This window comes from Streptomyces sp. NPDC046900 (assembly GCF_040644975.1).
In the GTDB taxonomy this organism is placed as follows: Bacteria; Actinomycetota; Actinomycetes; order Streptomycetales; family Streptomycetaceae; genus Streptomyces.
Genome location: NZ_JBEYXD010000125.1, coordinates 1 through 17,924, shown reverse-complemented (window position 1 = coordinate 17,924; position 17,924 = coordinate 1). Strand labels below are relative to the sequence as shown.

The window sequence follows — 17,924 nt, the reverse complement described above, 5'->3', positions numbered from 1 at the left end:
ACTGGTGCCCGTCCGCACAGCCGCCTGCTGAATCACCCACCAGCCAACTCCCCAGGCCAACACGCCCCGTGATCAATCGCGGGGCAGCCCGTAAGAGTGCGAGCGGGCAGCGCCACGAGAGCCAACGGTCCGGCCGCGGCGATCACCGGACGGCGTGCCGGTGCGATCGCCGCGCCCAGCGCGCGCCCAGCAGCACGAGGTCGGCCACGAAGACCACCACGCCGATGATCAGGAGGTAGAACAGTCCCTTCATCGTCGCGCCGACGAGTCCCAGGACGATCGCCGCGAGGACCAGGAGCAGGAAGAGCGCAAACATGGAAAGCCACTTCCTCCATACAGGTAAACCGCTTCCAGGGCCCCGATCTCGTGGCCCTTGGGATCGATCACGTCGTGGCTGGTTCTCCTCTGAGCAGCTCGTGCTCGATCGCCAGATCAGTAGCGGACAGCAGTTCCAACGGTTGTCGCTTCGAGAGCGAAAAGAAGGCCATAGCTCCACCTGAGCAGGCACACCGCGCCGGGAGGTCTCGCGGTGCTTAGCGGCAGGTCAGCCCCTGGCAGCGGGCGCACGGGCCGATGCCGTTGTCAGCCCAGCATGCTCGCGGTCCGTGGCCGGGTCGGGGGCTTATCGCATCCCTCCGCGCCCGGAGGCACCAAGGCAGCAGCTCCTGCGGGGTCCCGCGAAGGTCAATGGTGCCTGGTCTTCAGCAGCATGACCACGAGGGCCACAACCAGGATCGCGAACATGATGGCGTACCAGGGGAAGAGTGCTTCCGCTCCGTCCGCCATGCAGGGGATCTTTACGCACGAGAAGTTCATGGGGATCGCCTTCTTCGGAAAGTCAGTGGAAACGGCGGATTCCGTGGTTCCGAGTACCCGCGACCGGTTTTCCGTCACCTCACGCACTGGGTGCTCTGCTCGGTAGCCCGGCAGTGGGGGCACAGCAGCTGGGCGCCTCGCCCGTACCGGCAGGTCAAGCCCTGGCATCGCGAGCACGGGCCGGCCTGTGCGGGTGTGCAGCCCAGCATGATCGCGGCAGACGCGCGGTCCATCGTGGGGTCGATGCGTCTGGGCACCTCGTTCATGTGTCCGAATGTACGTCGCGGCTGGCGAGCTCCACCCGATCGCCGTTTAGTGGCGTGCGGCATCCCGGGGGGTGGCGTAGACAGGCTCTATGGGTGAAGACACCGAGCAGGTCCATCATCCCGGCGAGATCGTTCCCGTCTCCGGGATCTACGAGTGCGACTGCGGACGGGACCACGAGTACAGCACCGATGTGAAGGGCCATCGCTTCCCGCCTCTGCACCAGGCGTGTAGTGGCAGCGGCTGGCGACTCAAGGCGCCGGCGCATCCTGGCGGCTGAGCGTCGCGGCGGTCTAGCGGGATGGTGTTGCGGCCGCCGGTCGAGCCGATGCTCGCGCAAGCGCGTGACACGCTGCCTCTCGACCCCTCCACATCAGCCTCGCCACCAGGCCAAACCCTTTTTCAAGGGGCAAGTAGTCGACCGCACATTGATCTGGTGTCAGGCCCACCTGTGCCACGCGCGCGCCGAGTTTCGAGTCGTCCTACAATCAGCGTCGGCCATACGGCGCGGCACCCTGCGGACGGTCCCTGAACCGATCACCGAACCTGAGCGACTCGACCGGCGACAACCTGGAACGGATCGGCTGCCCGCACTGCGGCGCCTCGATCGACACCGAGTGGTACGCCGACCTGCTGGAAAACCACTGTGAGGACGGCTTCGCCACCTTGGCCGTGCAAGTGCCCTGCTGCGACGCCGCCACGTCGCTGGACGTGTTGAACTACGACTGGCCGTGCGGCTTCGCCCGCTTCGAGATCGCCATCTGGAACCCCGAACGTGACTGGTTCGGCGACGAGGAACTGGCCACTATCGGCGACACACTCGGGCACCCGGTGAAGCAGATCAGAGCCCACATCTGACTCAGGTCTCAGCAGGAACCAAGTGCAGCCGTCCGGCCCGACATCACCCATTCAAGTCCAGTAGCTAGACTCAAGCCGTAGATCGTGATCTTCAGGTCTGGGATGCGGCTGTCTCCTGACAAGGATCTTGACCGCTTGCCAGAAGATCGCGCGCCGGCGGCTCCTTGCCACCTGATCTTGTTCGGTCTCGGCAAGGTCACTGCTGACGGGTGACTGGGCTCGCGAGAGTGAGTTCGGTCCACCGCTGCAGTTCCTCGGCGTGGCTGCCGGCTGCGGTCGCCCGGGCGACCGCAGCGGCCTCCTCGGGTGTGGGCGCACCATTACGGGAGAGCAGAGCAAGTGGCCAGGCCGGGGTGCTGGGCTGCGCTTCGTCGAAGGGGTGCCAGTCCCAGGCTGCGTCGAACCGCCAGACGCGCCCGACTTGGTCGACGACCTCATCGCCTGGTTCAAGGAAGGCGTAGGGACGGAAGAGCAGTTGGATGCGGATCGGTTCACCGCCCGCCGGGTCGAGTGCATAGCCCTGGTCCTCGAATTCGGGGTCATGGGTTTCGCCCTGTCGCAGGAGTTCCAGATAGGACGCAGGCCGCGGCAGCATCCCGGTCACCAGAGGCGGATCGAAGTGGTGGACTGCCAGGACGTGCACTACGGTCGGGGGGATTCCCACCCGACAGGTGTGGCCCGACTTCAATGCGGCCTCAACTGGTTCAGTTCGGAAGATCTCCCATTCGTGGGCTTCAGGCGTTGGAAGCGCCCTTTGGCCGTTCCACCTGATGTTTTTCGCCTGCGGGTCCACCTCCAACCACGGCCACCGTACGGAGACGTAGAAGCGAGAGATCTCGGTGACCGCGGTCTCGGTGAACGGACACTCCAGCTCCAGCACATCCTCCGGCCGGAACCGAACGCCGCTGCTGTCCGCACCCTGCCGGTCTGCCTCGAACCCATATGCCTGCTCGTCCAACGCGTCCTCCTTGGAGTTCAGAGCGATCATCACAGACACGACAGCAGCCATCCGCCCAAAGCCCCAGTCGGCCAAAGTCGCCCGGCAAACGATCAAGAGTACCCGGAATCACCCGAGCCCGCTGTGATCGCGACGCCAGCGTGGTGGAAGTGCGACTCGGCGGCAGTGAGGTTTTGTTTTCGGAGCCACCCCAACTGTCGGAGACGGAGACGACGCCCGGCGTAGTGGCGGCGATGGCCTCGGCCGTCAGGAGATGCGGGTGTTCGCCAGTTCGCCTCGACCAAGAGGATGTGGCAGTCAGGCATGTCGCCGAGACCATGTCCAGATCGAGGCTGATCTCTCGGCCCATCCTTAGTCACCGGCGGCCAGCGGCGAGGCCTGGCCGTTCTGATTCACCTTGCGGAAGCAGCCGTTGGCGGTGGTGCACGACGGCCGACCGTGGGCGCTTCGGTAAGTCGCCGGGTTGGACTCGGCGTTCGGGGCGTTCATGGCGTCGACGATCGCCACTGTGCGGCCGGATCCCGAGGTACCGCCCAGGTGGTAGGCAGAACGCAGGTCGGACGGCACGTATCCGACCGTGGTCCGGGAACCCGTGGTGAACGGGGACATGCGACCCGAGGCGGTGCGGTGGGCCGACTCTAGGCCCGAGCAGCGAAAACGCGGTCGTCCAATTCGGCAGGCTGACAGCCTCCCAGGCTCGGTAGGACAACAGCTGGCCACTCGGGCGTTGCAAATTATGCACAGGCTCGTTGCGCTCACCGCATCTTGCCTTGAAAGTGACCGCCCAAGGCCTGCAGCGCACTCTCGACATGTGCGCAGGACGCACTGCTAGCAGAAGCGGTGAAGGCGCCGGCCCCGGAGCGAGCCGGGGGCTTGGCCAGTTCGGTCGGACCAACACAAGGAATCATCGTGATCCAGAAGGAAACCGCGTTTTACAGCGAGGGCAGCCGCCTGAAGGCCACCGCCTACTATCCCGACGACCTCCAGGAAGGTGGGCAGTATCCGGCGCTCGTCGTCAACTCCGGCTACCAGGGGTTCAACGAGTTCTACCCGAAGTTGTTCGCTCAGCGGATGACCGAGCGTGGGTTCGTCTGCCTGGGCTTCGACTACCGCGGCATGGCGGACAGCGAGGGTGAGAAGGGGCGGGTCCTGATCGAGGAACAGGTCCAGGATGTGCGCAACGCGGTGACGTTCATCCGCTCGCAGGATGACATTGACCCTCGCCGTGTCGGCCTTATCGGCTGGGGCATGGGCGCTGCGAATGTCATCCTTGCCGCCGAGAAGGCCGGCGACGTTGCGGGAGTTGCTTCCCTGAACGGGTTCTACGACGGGGGGCGCTGGCTCAAGTCCATCCACACCTACGACGAGTTCATGAAGATCGTCGAGGAAGTGGCGGAAGACCGGGTGCACCGAGTCCTCCGGGGCGAGTCCAAGCTTGCGGACACCTTTGCCCACTACCCGCTCGACCCGGCGACCGGTGACTACGTCGAGAAGGAGTTGTCGCAGGTCTACGGCTTCGGGCACCCGACCCGGCTGCAGTTCACGGAGTCCATCCTTGACTTGAAGGTGGAGAACGTGGTGGCGAACCTTGCGCCGACACCTCTGTTCATCGCCCACGGGCAGCAGAACTCGCTGCATCCCTATGACGAGGCCTTGTCCCTGTACGCGTCCGCTGCTTCGCCCAAGATCCTCTACACGATCCACGGGCGGCACAACGACTTCATGTACGGCGACCACCCAGAGTTCTTGCTGCTGTGCGACCGCCTGAAGGAATTCTTCGACGACGCCTTCCGCGTCTCCGCCGCTCCCGCCCGGAGCATCTCGGCCTGACAGCGGCAGGGGCCGCCCGCACGGAGCCCTGACCGGTCCCGCCCCGGCACGGGAAGCGACGCGCGGACAAGCGATGCAGAAAATGCAACGCCGTGTTGCGTGCATCACCTCCCCCATCTATTTATTCATACCGCTACCTAGGATTCGGTATGGCTCTTGAGCAGAAACAGACTCCCGCAGCGCGGAGCGGTGCTTCGCGGGTGATGGCGATACTTGACGCGCTCGCGTCGGCGGATCCGGCCGTGTTCCCCGAGGGGCTGAGCGTGGCCGATGTCGCCAGGGTGCTGGGGCGCGAGAAGTCCGTCGTGTCCCGGCAGCTCAAGAGCCTGCTTGAGACTGGCATGGTTGCCAGACGTCCTTCGGGGCGGTACGAGCTGAGCTGGCGGCTCTTTGCACTGGCGGTCCGGGCGGGAGACCAGCGGCTGACCAAACTCGCGGCCCCGTTGCTGCTCAGGTTGACCGAAACGGTCCGGGAGCGCACCTACCTGAGCGTTCTCAGCGACGGTGAGGTGCTCACCGTGCAGTCGGAAGGCTCCCGGCGGTCGATCGAGGCCGTGAACTGGGTGGGCCGCACGATCCCGGTGCACAGGAGCTCCAGCGGCATGGCTTTGCTGATGGACCGCGAGGACGAGCACATCGTCGAGATAGTCCAGCGCGGTGAATACAGGGTCTCGGACCGTGAGGCACGCGAGTTCCTCGCCCAGGTTCAGGAGGCCCGCCGACGGGGATACACGGTCGCGAACCGAATCTTCGACCCGGAGCTCCTGGGCATAGGGGCACCAGTTCGGGATTTCACCGGCCAGGTCAAAGCCGCAGTGAACATTTCCGGTCCAGCGTTCAGGATCGAGCCGCACATCCAGGCCTTCGCCGGCCACCTGCTTGCGACGGTGCGGGCCCTACAGGCTTCCCTCGGCTCCGACGTGCGCTCCTGCGCCGATCCGAGCGACCCCTGACGGCCGCCGAAGCCTACCGACAACCATCCGTTCGAGCCCCGGAGAACCGGAGAACACCATGCGACATATCGCTCATCCCCGTCCTGAGTCCGGTTCCGCCGGCCTTCGGCAGCGTGTCCTCCGTGCGGTCGCCAGCTGTGCGTGCGGAGGGGTGGCCGCTCCATGAACCTCATCTCCTACATGTCGGACAATGCCAGCTATCTGGTGTTCTTGGCAGAGCAGCACATCGAACTCGTCCTGATCAGCGTCGCGATCTCCGCGGTCGTCGGGGTCGGGCTCGCCCTTCTCACCCAGTCCGCGCCCGGGTTGCGTCACGCCCTGCTGTCCCTGACGGGATCGCTGCTGACCATCCCCTCCTTCGCCTTGTTCGCCCTCATGATCCCCGTTCTGGGACTCGGTGTCGCCCCGACGATCGCCGCCCTGGCCGTGTATGGGCTCTTCCCGATCCTGCGCAATACGGTGACCGGCATCGAAGGGGTCGACCCGGCCGTCGTTGAGGCGGCACGCGGCCTCGGCATGGGCCCGGGACGGCGGATGCGCTCCGTTGTTCTGCCTCTGGCCTGGCCGGTGATCCTCAATGGGATCCGGACGGCGACGATCATGTTGGTCGCGACAGCGGCCATCGGAGCCGTCGTGCGTGGCCCTGGTCTGGGACAGCTGATCTTCCGTGGGCTGGAGCGTATCGGGGGAGCGAACGCGCTGGAGGAAGCCCTCTCAGGAGTGATCGGAGTGGTGCTTGTCGCTCTGGTCCTCGACCTGCTGTTCATCGTGATTGCCAAGATCACTGCTCTGCGAGGATTGAATGTCTGACAGGCCCATCCCCAGCCCCGACACCATGATCTTTCTGGACCAGGTCTCCAAGCGATACCCCAGTCAGGAGAAGGCGGCCGTCTCCGGGCTTTCCATGGAGATCAAGCGAGGAGAGTTCGTCGTCCTGGTCGGCCCGTCCGGATGCGGGAAGACCACCACTCTGCGGATGATCAACCGACTCGTCGAGCCCACGCACGGGCGGATCTTCATCGACGGCAAGGACGTTACCCACGCCGACGTGGACGACCTGCGGCGCGGCATCGGCTACGTCATCCAGCAGATCGGCCTGTTGCCCCATCTGACCATCGCGGACAACATCGCTCTCGTGCCCAGGATGCTCGGAGTGAAGAAGTCCGAGCGCCGTCAGCGGGCGAACGAGTTGCTGGAGATGGTTGGGCTCGATCCGGTCACCTACGCCGACAGATATCCCAGGCAGCTCTCCGGCGGCCAGCAGCAGAGGGTCGGTGTTGCCCGCGCCCTCGCCGCGGATCCGCCGGTGATGCTGATGGACGAGCCGTTCGGCGCCGTGGACCCCATTGCGCGGGAAAAGCTCCAGATGGAGTTCCTGCGGCTCCAGGAACGCATCCGCAAGACGATCGTGATGGTCACGCACGACATCGACGAGGCACTTCGCCTGGGCGACCGCATCGCCATCTTCGGACCCGGCTCCCGTCTGGCCCAGTTCGACACCCCCCTGGAGATACTCAGCAACCCCGCCGACGACTTCGTCAGGGACTTCGTCGGATCCGGCGCCCCGGTCCGGCGGTTGTCGCTCCTGAAGGTCTCGGACGTCATCGCCGCAGCGCCGTCCGCCACGGGCAGCGTTGCGAACGCCATAGCGATCGACGCCGGCGAAAGCATCCACAGGGCACTCGAGCTGGTTCTGGCTTCAAGGGCAGAGGGCATTGAGGTCAGCGTTCCCGGGGAGGGCAGCCGCTACCTCGATCTCCAGACCCTGCTCACTGCAGCAGCCCAGCCGACGAAGGTGCTCTCATGAGCACCGGGGCTGTTGAAGGCGTCACCCGGTCTGGAACGCGCCGTTCCAGGACATGGGTCCTGCCGCTGGTCGTTCTTGTCCTGCTGGGAGGCCTCTGGGCTTACGTCAGTTCCCTCCAGCTGGACTCCATCGAGAGCCGCAGCCTGACCTCCGACGTGGTCCTGACCGCACTGTGGCAGCATGTCCAACTCGTCGTCGCATCGACGCTGCTGACCATCGCCATCGGTGTCCCCCTGGGGGTGTTGCTGACCAGGCCCGGCATCAGTAGGGCGGGTGTGATTGTGCTCGCGGCGGCCAACGCCAGCCAGGCGGTGCCGTCCATCGGAGTGCTGGTCTTGCTGGCCATGGTCTTCGGCGTCGGCTTCTGGATGGCCGTGGTGGCGCTAGTGCTGTACGCCCTCCTTCCCGTATTGCGCAACACCATGGTCGGGATCCGTCAGGTCGACCCTGCACTGATCGATGCAGGGCGTGGCATGGGGATGAGTCCTCGAGAGGTGCTCTTCACCATCGAACTGCCCCTGGCGGTCCCGGTGATGCTGGCAGGCATCCGTGTGGCACTGATCCTCAACGTCGGCGTGGCCACTCTCGCCGCATTCACCAACGCCGGGGGTCTCGGCTCCGTCATCTCTTCCGGTATCTCCCTCGACAGGACGCCGGTGCTCGTGGTGGGCAGCGCCCTCACGATGGCCCTGGCCCTGACCGTCGACTGGCTGGCCGGCCTGGCTGAGCGGTTCCTCCGCCCGCGCGGCATCTGAGACCGCTCCCGTTCTGATCCACCCGAACTCGTCAAGCACCACGAAAGGGCTTCGACATGCGCAAAAACATGTTGGCTGCGGCAAGCCTGCTCAGCCTTGCGCTCACGAGCGGCTGCGCTCTCGGCAGCAGCGGTGCCGAGCAGGGCAGCGGCGGCCCCGCGAAGAGCGGCCCCCTCAAAGGGGCCACCGTGACCGTCGCTTCCAAGAATTTCACCGAGCAGCTGCTGCTGTGCGAGATCACCGCCGAGCGGCTCGAGTCGCAGGGAGCGAGCGTCAAGCGCACCTGTGGCATGAGCGGAACCAACGCCGTCCGTGCCGGGCTGACCAGCGGCTCCGTGGACATGTACTGGGAGTACACCGGCACTGGCTGGCTGGCCTTGCAGCAGCAGGGGACCGTCACCGACCCGCAGGCCGTGTACCAGAAGGTCAGCTCGCTGGACAAGGCCAAGAACGATGTGGTGTGGCTCCCGCCCGCGGCGGCGAACAACACCTATGCGGTCGCGGTGAAGACACAGACGGCGAAGAAGCTGGGCGTCTCCACGCTCTCCGACTACGCCAAGCTCGCCACGAAGGATCCGAAAGGCGCCGGCTTCTGCGGTGCCTCGGAGTTCTTCGGCCGCGACGACGGGTGGCCCGGGCTGCAGAAGGCGTACGGCTTCAGCCTCCCTAAGGGCGACGTGGCGGAGTTGGCCGAAGGCCCGATCTACAACGCTGCCGCCAAGGGGAACCCGTGCAACTTCGGTGAGGTCTTCGCCACCGACGGCCGGATCTCCGCCCTCGGGCTGACCGTCCTGAAGGACGACAAGAAGTTCTTCCCGCCCTACAACCTCTCCCTGAACGTCCGAGGCGCCGTCCTGAAGAAGTACCCGAAGATCCAGACGGTGATGGATCCGGTGAGCAACCTGCTGACCACCGCCGAACTGCAGAAGCTCAACGCGCAGATCGACGTGGACGGCAAGAGGCCGGAGGAGGTCGCGAGCCAGTGGCTCAGCGCCAACAAGCTGAAGTAGCAGCGAGCCTGGAGGAGCCCTGCACGCTTCGCGTGGGGCTCCTCCAGACGGCGCCCGTCTTCGGTGCAGTAGAAGAAAACCTCGCTGGCATCGCCGAACTGCACAACAGCCTCGGCCCGGTCGACCTCGCCGTCACCCCGGAACTCTCGGTCAACGGCTATGGATTTGCTCCGCACAAGGCGACAGACCTCTTCGCCAGCGACGATCCTCGGCTCGCTGCCCTTGTATCCGCAGGTGTGGGAGTGGGTTTCGCCGAGAAAAGCGCCTCCGGGCTGCCGTGGAACGCCTACCTGCTGTCCGATCCGCTGACCGGGATCCGGCACCTTCAGCGCAAGCTCCAGCCCGTTTCCTACGCGCCGTGGAACGAGCACCTGTCGTTCCAGCCCGGCGCGGAGCTGGGGACCGCCCACTTCCGCGCGGCCAGTATCGCCACGGCCATCTGCAATGACATGTGGCATCCCGTCATCCCATGGCTGGCGGCCCAAAGCGGTGCCGAAGTCCTGATCGTGCCCGTGGCCAGCATGGAAGGCTCCGACCCGGCACGCATCCGTCGCACGTGGGAGGTGATCCTGGAACATGCGGCTGTGCTGCTGCAGTGCTACGTCGTCTTCGTCAACCGCTGCGGTACGGATGGCGGGGCCCGGTTCTGGGGCGGCTCACGCGTTCTGGGCCCGGACGGCAGCGTCCTCGTATCCCTCGGGGACGAGCCGGGTGCTGCTTTCGCCGACCTCGACATGACAGCCCTGCGCCGGCTTCGAGCAGAGGTCCCTGTGCTCGCGGAATCCCGGACCGAGTTCCTTGCCGGGGCGTTGCCAACGGACAGTGGCCCTGAAAGGGAGCAGCTACATGTTTGACGTTCATGTCCATGCCGCCCCCGACGTGCTCGAACGGATCGGATACGACGACCAGATCGGGGACAGTTATGCCGCGGCCGGCTACAGCGGCTTCGTCCTGAAGGCTCACCACGAATCCACCGTGGGCCGGGCCAGCGCCCTCAGCCGCTCCTCCGGGCTGGAGGTCGTGGGGGGAATCGCCCTCAACCGTGCCGTCGGCGGCATCAACCCGGCAGCTGTCCTTTCAGCTCTGTCCACAGGCGGTCGGGTCGTGTGGTTCCCCACGGCGGACGCCCACACCCAGGAAAGTGCCAGGCTGCCACGGCTGGGAGACCTGGACGAGCGCCTGGACCGCTCCGTGCTGTCCGTCCCGCCAGTCCTGGCCGCGGACGACGCAGCGGCCAAGGACGTCGCCTTCGTTCTCGACCTGATCGCCGAGCACGACGCGGTGTTGTGCACGGGGCATCTCAGCGGCGAGGAATGCAGGTGGCTGCTGGATCAGGCCCTGGCCCGGGGCATCAGCCGGTTCCTGCTCACGCACCCCTCTTACACCGTCCCCGGCATGGAGGTGCGGGAGATCGCCGAGCTCGCCGAGAGAGGCGCCCACGTCGAAATCACCGCCTACCAACTCTTCCACCAGCCCGGGATGACGGCAGCCCGCCTCGCCGCCGTCGCTCAGGGAACAGGGCCACGCCTCGTCCTCGCGTCCGACGCGGGACAGCCCGACAGCCCAGAGCCTCCCTCGGCCCTCGAACAGCTCATCGCCGCGCTCGCCGCCGAAGGACTGGACCCTGGATGGCTTCGGGACGCCGCCAGCGACACCCCCAGGGAGCTTGTCCTCCCGTAACAGCCGTCGAACGGATCCCGTCAACTCCCAGCAGACCCGATGGCCCCTCAGGAGCAGCACGATATGGACGCGACCATGGCAGACCATCCGAAGGCCGAGTCGTTCCTCGACGTCCTGCGCGGACGCCTCGGCGACCTCGTCGACGGCTCGTCCCTGACCAGAGCGCTCTATTCGACCGACGCCTCGAACTACCGGATCGTCCCCCAGGCCGTGCTCACGCCCAAGTCGAAGAACGATGTGATCACCGCTGTCGGCATCGCCCGCGCCCACGGAGTTCCCGTGACCGTCAGGGGAGGAGGCACCTCCTGCGCCGGCAACGCTGTGGGCCCCGGCCTCGTGATCGACTTCTCTCGCTTCATGAACCACGTCCTCGCGATCGACACCGATTCCTCAACGGCGGTGGTCGAACCGGGGACGGTCCTGAGCACACTTCAGAACGCGGCCCTGCCCTTTGGACTGCGGTTCGGCCCTGATCCCTCCACCGCCACCCGCTGCACGATCGGCGGGATGATCGGCAACAACGCGTGCGGTCCACACGGCCTCTCTTATGGGCGCACGGCCGACAACGTGGTGTCCATGACCTGGCTGACCGGCCGCGGCGACGTCATCACGGTCGGCTCAGGCGATGATGCGCTCACGGTGGTGCCTGGTCTGGACTCCTTCGTCTCGAAGAACCTGGCAGTGCTGCGCACCGAGTTCGGACGTTTTGGACGCCAGATCTCCGGCTACTCCTTGGAGCACCTGCTCCCGGAGAACGGGCGCAACCTCGCCGCAGCCCTGGCGGGTACCGAAGGCAGCTGCGGAATCCTCCTCGAAGCCACCGTCAGGCTCGTCCCCCAGGCACCTGCGCCGGCTCTGGCCGTACTCGGCTACAGCGACATGGCCGCCGCCGCGGACGATGTGCCGAACCTGCTCCCCTTCCACCCGCTCGCCCTGGAAGGCTTGGACGCACAGCTCGTCGATGTCGTCCGCCGGGCGCACGGCAGCGCCAGTGTCCCCACCCTGCCCGCCGGCGGGGGATGGCTGATAGCTGAAGTCGGCGGCGCCAGCTCAGAAGAGGCAATCGAGGCGGCGCGGAAACTCGTCGCCTCCTCCGGCTCGGCTGACGCCGTTGTCCTGCCCGCAGGCCCCGAGGCGACCAGGCTCTGGCAGATCCGTGCCGACGGTGCAGGCTTGGCCGGACGCACCGCCGACGGCAAGCAAGCCTGGCCCGGCTGGGAGGATTCCGCCGTCCCCCCAGAAAGGCTCGGAGACTACCTGCGCGGACTCGAAGCCCTCATGGCCGAGGAGAACGTCTCCGGTCTGGCCTACGGCCACTTCGGCGACGGGTGCGTCCACGTCCGCATCGACTTTCCGCTCGACGACGGGGGCACGCTCATGCGCAGGTTCCTCGAACGTGCCGCGGCCCTGGCCGCCGAGCACGGAGGCTCCCTGTCCGGCGAGCACGGCGACGGGCGCGCCCGCTCCGAGCTGCTGCCCGTCATGTACAGCCCCGAAGCCCTGCGCGCGATGGAGGCCTTCAAGGCTCTCCTGGACCCCGAGGACCTCATGAACCCCGGGGTCGTCGTCCGCCCGGCACCGCTGGACGCCGACCTCCGTCGTCCCCAGGCCCGCCGGCTCCGCGCCACCGACGGCTTCGCGTTCGCGCACGACAGCGGAGACATAACCGACGCCGTCCATCGGTGTGTCGGGGTCGGCAAGTGCCGGGCCGATCTGCGCGGACAGGGCGGATTCATGTGCCCCTCGTACACCGCCACCCGAAACGAGAAAGACTCCACCCGAGGCCGCGCCCGGGTCCTCCAGGAGATGCTCAACGGAACAGTCGTCACCCACAGCTGGAATTCCCCCGAAGTCCACGACGCTCTCGACCTGTGCCTGAGCTGCAAGGCGTGCGCGAACGACTGCCCCACCGGCATCGACATGGCCACGTTCAAGTCCGAGACCCTCCACCAGACGTACAAGCGGCGTCTGCGTCCGCTCAGCCACTACACGCTCGGCCGGCTTCCGCAGTGGCTCAGGCTCGCCGCACCCCTGGCCCCGCTCATCAACGTCGCCGGCCGTATCCCGCTGCTCCGCCGAGCCATGACGACGATGATGGGTGCCGACCCCCGCCGTTCACTGCCGACGCTGCCCAGGACGCCGTTCCGCTGGAGCAAGCCGCCGAAGACCGCCAGAGAGAACACGGGCGAGCCCAAGGTCCTGCTCTGGGTCGACTCCTTCTCAGATGCCATCAATCCGGACATCCCCAGGGATGCCCTCGAAGTCCTTTTCGCCGCCGGCTGCGACGTCGAGATCGCCAGCCCCGGAGCCTGCTGCGGTCTGACTCTCGTCTCCACCGGCCAGCTCACCGCCGCCAAAGCCAAGCTCCGCAAGACACTCGACCTCCTTCTCCCGCACGTCAGGGATGGAAGAACTGTCGTGGGCATCGAACCCAGCTGCATCGCCACGCTCCGCTCGGACCTCGTGGAGCTCCTTCCCGAGGACCCCCGCGCTGCCGAGCTATCTCGCTCGGTCAAGACCATCGCTGAATTCGTCACCTCCATCGGCTGGATACCACCGCAAGCAGCCGAGAAGCTCCTCGTCCAGCCCCACTGCCACCACTACGCAGTCATGGGATACGAGGCGGATCAGGCGCTCCTGGAAGCCATGGGCTGCGACATCGAGACCTCCGCAGGATGCTGCGGCCTCGCCGGGAACTTCGGCATGGAGAAGGGCCACTACGAAGTCTCCGAGAAGATCGCACAGGACGGCATCCTCGCCAAGGCATCCGCCAGTCCGGACAGGCGGATCCTCGCCGACGGATTCTCCTGCCGCACTCAAGTGCGCGACCTCGCCAGCCTCGACAGCCGTCACCTCGTGCAGATCATCGCCGAAGCCCTCCGACGCTCCACGGCGACCAGATCATCGCCGAAGCCCTCCGACGCTTAGGGGCATCCCGTCTGCTCGGCTCTGCCTGGGTCGACGGCAGACGGGATGGGAGCTCCCCGCGCACGACTCGGCCGGCACTCGCGAACGGCGCCCCGTCTATCTCGGAGCCTGAGCGCCCCCGCCGGAGGCGTGACCTGACGTGGCCGCTCTCTGCAGTGCTCGACTCATGACCTCCGGCCCTATCCACATGGGGGCGTGCGTCGGCGCAGCGCGCGCGGATCGGGCCGAAGGCAGGAGCGTCGCGCGGAGCGGGCCGGGAAGCGCGCCCGGCGGAGCGGAGCGCAGCCGGGTGACTTGATGAGGTAGGAAAAGCCTCGCGCCGGCTACTGAGCCCTCGCGAGGCGAGCAGATCGGAAGTCGCCTCTGGCTCCTTTGCCTATTGAGAGGTCGGCTCCGCCGACGGGCTGCAACACCCAGTGAGTGTTGCAGCCGTCTGTGGCCGGACAGCCCGGACACCGGCACTTTGAGCTGTCCGGCCTGTTTGTGCAGGTGAGGCCCGTAACCGGACAGCCGGACAGCACGGACGCGCCACCAGCACGGGTGCCCGTGGGAAACTGGAACCCGACGGTGTCCGAAGGAGGAATGCGTGCCGAGCCCCAGCCCACGCGGGACGTATCAAGTGATCTCTCAGGCGTTGCGTGAGCGGATCGTCGCTGGGGCCTATCAGGACGGATTGCCGTCCGAGGCCGAGATCGGGCGCGAGTTCGGGGTGGCCCGTACGACGGTTCGGCGCGCGCTGCGTGCCCTCGAAGAATCGGGGGACATCAAGACCGTTGCTGGTGTTGGTCGCAGGGTTGCTGGGGGCGCCGAGGCCGCGCCGTACGAACAGATCATGGCGGACTTGTTGGAGCAGATCCGGAAGGGGGACTTGCCTGCCGGTACGCGTCTTCCGAGTGAAGCGGACCTCGTTGAGAAGTACGGGGTGTCTCGCGGCACGGTGCGCCGCGCCGCTCGTGAACTGGAGACCGCCGGCCACGTCGAGGCACGACACGGAGTCGGCCGGCAGCGTCGGCTCATGGCACGGCCCAGATTTGGGCGCCCTGCGGAACCTCGCCCCTGCGCACGGCGCCTGCAATGGAACCAAGAGCGACCGGCTGCCCAACCAAGCCGAACTCGCCCGTCTGGCCACCCGCAACAAGGCCATCATGCGGTCCCCTCATCCACTGCGCCGCACCCTGCAACTCAGTCTGAAGAGTGCTTTCCCGGGCAGGAGCGGGACCTCATGGCTGCAGTTCCTGGGGGACGTATAGGTAGCAGTCTGAATTAGAAGCCGTTGTCGTACCGATCACGGTGAGCGTGGGTTCGAATGCGGCGACTCGGTCGGGTGATCTTCCGGCTTGCCGGGCATGAGGGCAGGGCCTCCTGCACAGCTCGTGGGTGTCGAAGTCCATGAGCAACAGGAGGCCCTGGTGCCGCAGTCTTCCGTGCCGTTGCCCGTTGCGTCCAACTCGTCCGCCCGGCCGTGTGATTGCCTCGCGCACGTGTACGGCAACGCGGGCGACCGTGGGAAACGTGTGCGACGCTACCCGTCGGACATGACCGACGCAGAGTGGGCGGTGGTCCGGGACCTGCTCCCGGTGCCGGCATGGATGAACGGCAAGGGCGGCCAGCCGGAGGGCTATTGCCACCGGCAGATGATCGACGCGATCCGGTATCTCGTGGACAACGGAATCAAGTGGCGGGCGATGCCCGCGGACTTCCCCGCCTGGGATCGCGTCTACGCCTTCTTCCGCCGCTGGCGTGACCACCACCTGATCGCCGAGTTCTACGACCGGCTGCGCGGCCGGGTCCGCCAGAGCGAGGGCCGGAACACGGAACCGACGGCCGCGATCGTCGACTCGCAGTCGGTGAAGGCAGCCGCATCTGTCCCGGCAGCCTCCCGGGGCTTCGACGGCGCCAAGAGCATCAACGGCCGCAAGCGGCACCTGATCGTGGACTGCCTCGGTCTGCTGCTGATGGTGTTGGTCACCCCGGCCGACGTCACTGACCGGGATGCCGCCTGCGGCATGCTGCCCCGCCTGCTGGCCCGCCACCGCAAGATCCGGCTCGTGTGGGCCGACGGCGGCTATGCAGGCCGCCTCGTCGACTGGGCCAGGCAGAAACTCCGCCTCACCCTGGAGATCGTCAAGCGCAGCGACGACATGCGCGGCTTCGTCATACTGCCCCGACGCTGGTGCGTGGAGCGCACCCTGGGCTGGCTGATGCGCTCGCGGCGCCTGGCCCGCGACTACGAGACCCGGCCCGCCACCAGCGAAGCCGTCGTGCAGTGGTCGATGGCCATGCTCATGGGACGCCGCCTCGCCCGCCGCCGCACTTGATCACTCACTCACCCGGGCATCGGAGGGTGAACAGGCCCGGCCGGTCCTCAACCAGCCAACCCCGTGCGACCAGCCGCTTCGCCTTGACCCGCACACCCTCGACCTTCGCGGGCACCAACTCCAGGCCCACCCGAGCAGCCAGGTCCTTCGCCCGCAGCCCCTCCCCGCCGCTGTCGGCCTCCAGCACGCCCAGCAGCCGCCGGTACTCCGGCGCGAGCACCTGAGCCGTGTCCCCCTCGTGCCACTCGGGAATTACCGACCCGGCCACGGGCTCCTTCACCGGGGTCGGAACCGGTGCCGGCCGGACCGGCTCCTGCGGCACAGCACCCGCGGCCAGGGCCTCGGCCAGTTCCGCGAGCGCGACGACCCGCCGCTCGAGTACGGCTTCCGCCTGCGCCAGCTCGGCCAGAACCCGGTCCGCCTCGGCACGCATTTCCTCCACCCGCACCCGAGCAGCCGACTCCCGAGCCTCCAACAGCCCCATCACCGACGGCACCTGCATACCTCCCCGACGAAACAACACGACGTGTCGTCCCTGCCGCAGAACCGTCGACATCATGCCTGAGCAGCGAAAACGCAGCGATCACATTCGGAAAGACAACAGCTTCTTAGACCGGCCCGCTGGGTTGAAGCGCTGGATGGCTCCAGGAGAAGCGCGTCAGGCCGTGTGCGGCTGGAGGGTGGATAGCCTGTGCGCATGACCAGCGAGTCCCACACTCCGCCGCCGGCCCTGACCAAGGACGACTTCGCAAAGGTGGTCGCTTTCATCAGCGACAGGGTCGCTCCGCTGCTGGTGAGAGACGATCCCCAGTATGCCCCGGTCGCTGCCTCGTTGGACTTTGCCGTCCGCTACCTGCATGGCATGGCTGATCTGGAATTGGATGAGGGCGGACCTGCCTACAAGGCCTTCAGCGCGCTCACGCGGATCGCAGAGCAGTGGAAGGAGCACCCAGACTTCGATCCTTGGTGGACGGAGTACTGGAAGCGGGGACGGCCGTGAACATGCTCGCATGTGAAGCCGCGCGGTCTGGTACTTCCCCGACAGGCTGGACTCTGCGTAGCGTCGCCGCATGACCAGCGGAGAACGGCAACGGGGTCGCGATGGCTCCCCCAAGCGCGCTCAGCTCACCAGCGGTGACCACAGCGGGCCGAAAGACAAGCGAGGCAAGGCTCCGAGGGTTGTTCAGCCGGACCGGCAGCAGAAGAAAGCGGCAGCCAAGCGGGAGTGGCGATCCTTGTTTATGCGGCTGGAGGAGGTCAAACGTAGGGAGCAGGAGCGGCAGAAGCGCAGCAGTTCGTGAACTCCCAGTCTGCAGCCCGGGCCTGAGGTGCCCGGGGGAACCGGACACCCGGACACTTGCCACTTGGGAGTGTCCGGTCCATCAGCCGAGGTCAGCCTTCTAACCGGACAGTCGGACACACGGGACACCCCGGTTCCGCACAGCCGTTACAGCGCCACGGCTCCGGATGGCAGGCGCCAGGAGTACGGAAATAGGGCTCTGAACAGGGCGAACGCCCAGGGCGCTCTTTCCGCACACGTCCCTCACTTGCTGCTCACTCGGAGGTCGGGTCCGCGGGGCGAGCGCTACGACGGTCTAGCGCTTACAGTGGGTGCCCCGGCGGCTGTGGCACACGTTGAGCGACCAGGCGCTTAGGGCGCGTATTTGGTTGTGATCAACAGGTCGTCCGGGTGAGGTCCTTGAGCCAGATCATTGAGGCGCGCAGGTGGAGGCCGGCGAGGTAGCTG

General features: G+C 66.6%; 19 protein-coding genes and 1 pseudogene. 16 read left to right on the top strand and 4 right to left on the bottom strand.

Features of this window, described 5'->3' with window-relative positions; genetic code table 11:
• Positions 1–142: 142 nt before the first annotated feature.
• Positions 143–316 carry a hypothetical protein gene (locus ABZ904_RS46775; protein ID WP_361001228.1) on the bottom strand — a complete coding sequence of 58 codons (174 nt, stop codon included), beginning with the start codon at positions 314–316 and terminating at the stop codon, positions 143–145.
• 855 nt (positions 317–1,171) lie between these two features.
• On the opposite strand from ABZ904_RS46775, the gene ABZ904_RS46770 reads away from it, so the two are divergent.
• Positions 1,172–1,360, top strand: a complete 189-nt coding sequence (locus ABZ904_RS46770) for a hypothetical protein (protein ID WP_361001225.1) — start codon at positions 1,172–1,174, stop codon at positions 1,358–1,360.
• Between the two features lie 386 nt (positions 1,361–1,746).
• Positions 1,747–1,938, top strand: coding sequence for a hypothetical protein (locus tag ABZ904_RS46765; RefSeq protein ID WP_361001222.1), 192 nt, complete (start codon positions 1,747–1,749; stop codon positions 1,936–1,938).
• 196 nt (positions 1,939–2,134) lie between these two features.
• Here the strand turns inward: ABZ904_RS46765 and ABZ904_RS46760 are convergent, their stop codons facing one another.
• Together ABZ904_RS46760 and ABZ904_RS46755 are read right to left on the bottom strand one after the other, a co-directional pair.
• Positions 2,135–2,971, bottom strand: a complete 837-nt coding sequence (locus tag ABZ904_RS46760; protein ID WP_361001219.1) for a hypothetical protein — start codon at positions 2,969–2,971, stop codon at positions 2,135–2,137.
• A 276-nt stretch (positions 2,972–3,247) separates the two neighbouring features.
• The gene (locus tag ABZ904_RS46755) at positions 3,248–3,505 is read right to left on the bottom strand and encodes a hypothetical protein (protein WP_361001217.1); all 258 of its coding nucleotides are present in this window, start codon (positions 3,503–3,505) and stop codon (positions 3,248–3,250) included.
• 300 nt (positions 3,506–3,805) lie between these two features.
• Here ABZ904_RS46755 and ABZ904_RS46750 point away from each other — a divergent pair, with 300 nt between their 5' ends.
• The 12 genes and pseudogenes from ABZ904_RS46750 to ABZ904_RS46695 all read left to right on the top strand — a co-directional run bounded on the left by ABZ904_RS46750 (position 3,806) and on the right by ABZ904_RS46695 (position 16,177).
• Positions 3,806–4,726, top strand: coding sequence for an alpha/beta fold hydrolase (locus ABZ904_RS46750; RefSeq protein ID WP_361001214.1), 921 nt, complete (start codon positions 3,806–3,808; stop codon positions 4,724–4,726).
• A gap of 149 nt (positions 4,727–4,875) precedes the next feature.
• Complete coding sequence (locus ABZ904_RS46745) at positions 4,876–5,679, top strand: IclR family transcriptional regulator (RefSeq protein WP_361001211.1); 804 nt, start codon at positions 4,876–4,878, stop codon at positions 5,677–5,679.
• A gap of 162 nt (positions 5,680–5,841) precedes the next feature.
• Positions 5,842–6,489, top strand: coding sequence for an ABC transporter permease (locus ABZ904_RS46740; RefSeq protein WP_361001208.1), 648 nt, complete (start codon positions 5,842–5,844; stop codon positions 6,487–6,489).
• 25 nt (positions 6,490–6,514) lie between these two features.
• Positions 6,515–7,486 (top strand): ABC transporter ATP-binding protein, encoded by a 972-nt coding sequence (locus ABZ904_RS46735; RefSeq protein ID WP_361001304.1) that lies wholly within the window; start codon positions 6,515–6,517, stop codon positions 7,484–7,486.
• On the top strand, positions 7,483–8,241 hold the full coding sequence (locus tag ABZ904_RS46730) for an ABC transporter permease (RefSeq protein ID WP_361001205.1): 759 nt from the start codon (positions 7,483–7,485) through the stop codon (positions 8,239–8,241). Before ABZ904_RS46735 ends, ABZ904_RS46730 begins: the two co-directional genes overlap by 4 nt.
• Before the next feature lie 56 nt (positions 8,242–8,297).
• On the top strand, positions 8,298–9,251 hold the full coding sequence (locus tag ABZ904_RS46725; RefSeq protein WP_361001202.1) for a glycine betaine ABC transporter substrate-binding protein: 954 nt from the start codon (positions 8,298–8,300) through the stop codon (positions 9,249–9,251).
• A complete protein-coding gene (locus tag ABZ904_RS46720; protein ID WP_361001199.1) occupies positions 9,224–10,105 on the top strand; it encodes a nitrilase-related carbon-nitrogen hydrolase in 882 nt (293 codons plus the stop codon). Before ABZ904_RS46725 ends, ABZ904_RS46720 begins: the two co-directional genes overlap by 28 nt.
• Positions 10,098–10,931, top strand: a complete 834-nt coding sequence (locus ABZ904_RS46715) for a DUF6282 family protein (protein ID WP_361001196.1) — start codon at positions 10,098–10,100, stop codon at positions 10,929–10,931. Before ABZ904_RS46720 ends, ABZ904_RS46715 begins: the two co-directional genes overlap by 8 nt.
• 75 nt (positions 10,932–11,006) lie before the next feature.
• On the top strand, positions 11,007–13,859 hold the full coding sequence (locus ABZ904_RS46710) for an FAD-binding and (Fe-S)-binding domain-containing protein (RefSeq protein WP_361001194.1): 2,853 nt from the start codon (positions 11,007–11,009) through the stop codon (positions 13,857–13,859).
• A 586-nt stretch (positions 13,860–14,445) separates the two neighbouring features.
• Positions 14,446–14,799: pseudogene (locus ABZ904_RS46705) on the top strand (GntR family transcriptional regulator); the annotation flags it as partial.
• A gap of 13 nt (positions 14,800–14,812) precedes the next feature.
• Complete coding sequence (locus tag ABZ904_RS46700) at positions 14,813–15,109, top strand: hypothetical protein (RefSeq protein WP_361001309.1); 297 nt, start codon at positions 14,813–14,815, stop codon at positions 15,107–15,109.
• Positions 15,110–15,394: 285 nt separating this feature from the next.
• A complete protein-coding gene (locus ABZ904_RS46695; protein WP_361830228.1) occupies positions 15,395–16,177 on the top strand; it encodes an IS5 family transposase in 783 nt (260 codons plus the stop codon).
• 4 nt (positions 16,178–16,181) lie between these two features.
• Here the strand turns inward: ABZ904_RS46695 and ABZ904_RS46690 are convergent, their stop codons facing one another.
• Positions 16,182–16,679: a hypothetical protein gene (locus tag ABZ904_RS46690; protein WP_361006461.1), complete on the bottom strand. Its 498-nt coding sequence runs from the start codon at positions 16,677–16,679 to the stop codon at positions 16,182–16,184.
• 195 nt (positions 16,680–16,874) lie between these two features.
• Between ABZ904_RS46690 and ABZ904_RS46685 the strand changes: the two genes are divergently transcribed.
• Both ABZ904_RS46685 and ABZ904_RS46680 read left to right on the top strand, forming a co-directional pair.
• The gene (locus ABZ904_RS46685) at positions 16,875–17,177 is read left to right on the top strand and encodes a hypothetical protein (RefSeq protein WP_361006534.1); all 303 of its coding nucleotides are present in this window, start codon (positions 16,875–16,877) and stop codon (positions 17,175–17,177) included.
• A gap of 70 nt (positions 17,178–17,247) precedes the next feature.
• Positions 17,248–17,478, top strand: a complete 231-nt coding sequence (locus ABZ904_RS46680) for a hypothetical protein (protein WP_361006531.1) — start codon at positions 17,248–17,250, stop codon at positions 17,476–17,478.
• The last annotated feature ends 446 nt before the right edge of the window (positions 17,479–17,924 follow it).